Origin of the sequence: Kitasatospora sp. MY 5-36, from assembly GCF_001182915.1 — a bacterium.
Taxonomy (GTDB): Bacteria; Actinomycetota; Actinomycetes; order Streptomycetales; family Streptomycetaceae; genus Kitasatospora.
Window position 1 is genome coordinate 1 of sequence record NZ_LFVW01001046.1, and the last position, 2,252, is coordinate 2,252.

General features: G+C 74.8%; 2 protein-coding genes. Both read left to right on the top strand.

Translation table 11 applies throughout. The features are described 5' to 3' along the window. The first annotated feature begins 390 nt into the window (after positions 1–390). Entirely contained in the window at positions 391–1,560 is a 1,170-nt protein-coding gene (locus tag AE652_RS39900; RefSeq protein ID WP_049660576.1) for an exonuclease SbcCD subunit D, read from the top strand. Continuing rightward, positions 1,557–2,252, top strand: a 696-nt coding sequence (locus AE652_RS39905) for an AAA family ATPase (RefSeq protein ID WP_049660577.1), incomplete at its 3' end; no start/stop codon positions are given. The genes AE652_RS39900 and AE652_RS39905, both read left to right, overlap by 4 nt.

Genomic DNA, 2,252 nt, shown 5'->3' on the forward strand with positions numbered 1-2,252 from the left:
CGGGCCCGGCGGCCGACACCCCGCCGACACCGCCGCCCGGCCTCCGCCCGGCCATCACCAGCACCCGCCGCCGCCCCCGCGACGGACGCCCCACCGCAGCGCCCAGCGCCTCGCACACCGACTCCCGCACGACAGTCATGACTCCTCCTTCTCGCTCGCCCGACTCCGGACCTCGTCGGCCGCCCCGACCGGGGGTGGCCGACGCCGAGGAACATACACAGAGCCACTGACAATTCACCCCAAGTAATCGAACAAGCTCAGCGCCACCCTCACCGGCACCGCACGGCGCCCGCAGCCCGCCGTCCCCCCGGAACTCCCGGGAGTTCCGGGACGTGTGGTTTCCACCGGGCCGGGCGGGATTGTCAGTGCTGCGCGTTAGGGTCGGGGACCATGCGACTGCTGCATACCTCCGACTGGCATCTCGGGCGCTCGTTCCACCGGGAGAGCCTGCACGACGCCCAGCGCGCCTTCCTGGACCACCTGGTGGAAGTGGTCCGGTCCGAGGGCGTGGACGCCGTGCTGGTCGCGGGGGACGTGTACGACCGGGCGCTGCCCGGGTTGGAAGCGGTCGCGCTGTTCGACGACGTGCTGCACCGGCTGGCGGACCTCGGGGTGCCGACGGTCTTCATCAGCGGCAACCACGACTCGGCCCGCCGCCTCGGCGTCGGGGCGGGGCTGATCGGGCGGGCCGGCATCCACTTGCGGACCGACCCGGGCGAGTGCGCCGAGCCCGTCCTGCTGGCGGACGTACACGGCCCGGTGGCGGTGTACGGGCTCCCCTACCTGGAGCCGACACTGGTCCGCGAGCGGTTCGGGCTGGCGAAGGGCGGGCACGCCGCGGTGCTCGGCGCCGCGATGGACCAGGTCCGGGCGGATCTCGCGGCGCGCCCGTCCGGCACCCGGGCGGTGGTGCTGGCGCACGCCTTCGTCACCGGCGGCGCGCCGAGCGACAGCGAACGGGACATCGCGGTCGGCGGCGTCGCCTCCGTACCCGCGTCGGTCTTCGACGGGGTGCACTACGCGGCGCTCGGCCACCTGCACGGCTGCCAGACGCTCGCCCCGCACCTGCGCTACAGCGGCTCCCCGCTCGCCTACTCCTTCTCCGAGGTGAAGCAGCGCAAGACCATGTGGCTGGTCGACCTGGCCGCCGATGGCTCGGTGACGGCGGAGCGCGTCCGCTGCCCCGAGCCGCGCCGACTGGCGACGCTGCGCGGCACCCTCGACGCGCTGCTCACCGAGGAGGGGTACGCCGAGCACGAGCAGTCCTGGGTGCAGGCCACGCTCACCGACGCGGCCCGGCCGAGCGAGCCGATGGAGCGGTTGCGCCGCCGCTTCCCGCACACCCTCCAGCTGCTGTTCGACCCCGAGCGGAGCGAGGCCGAGCCCTCGCAGTCGTACGCGGCGCGGGTCAGCGGCCGCGGGGACCTGGAGATCGCGGAGGGCTTCCTGCGGCACGTCCGCCCCGGTGCCGAGCCGGAGCCGGACGAGCTCGGCTGGCTGCGCGAGGGCTTCGAGCACGTCCGGGAGACCACCGACCGGAAGGCGGACCTGCCCCGATGAGGCTGCACAAGCTCACCGTCACCGCCTTCGGCCCGTTCGCGGGCAGCGAGACGGTGGACTTCGACGCGCTCGCCGCCGGCGGGCTGTTCCTGCTGCGCGGCGCCACGGGCGCGGGCAAGACCAGCGTGCTGGACGCGGTCTGCTTCGCCCTGTACGGCGAGACGCCGGGCGCGCGCCGGGCCAACCGGCTGCGCAGCGACCACGCCGACCCGAAGCGGCTGACCTCGGTGGAGCTGGAGCTGACCCTCGGCGGGCGGCGGCTCCAGGTCACCCGGCTGCCGGAGCAGCGCCGGCCGAAGAAGGTCGGCACCGGCACCACCGTGGAGCGGGCGCAGACCCTGCTGCGCGAGTGGGTCGCCGACACGGGCGACGGCACGCCCGGCTGGCGGGGGCTCAGCAAGTCGCACCAGGAGGCCGGGGAGGAGATCCACCGGCTGGTCGGCATGAACCGGGAGCAGTTCTGCCAGGTGGTGCTGCTGCCGCAGGGCGACTTCGCCCGCTTCCTCAAGGCCGACTCGGAGGAGCGCGGCAAGCTGCTGCGGCGGCTGTTCGACACCGAGCGGTTCCAGTACGTGGAGGCCTGGCTGGCCGAGCAGCGGCGCGGCCAGGAGGCCGCCGTCCAGGCCGGCCGGCGGCGGCTGCGGGACCTCGCCAGCAAGGCCGAGCAGGCGGCCGGCCCGGACGCCGAGCCC

Bases quoted from the DNA above. Each gene is read 5' to 3' on its own strand.
- AE652_RS39900 (WP_049660576.1), top strand. From the start codon at position 391: ATGCGACTGCTGCATACCTCCGACTGGCATCTCGGGCGCTCGTTCCAC.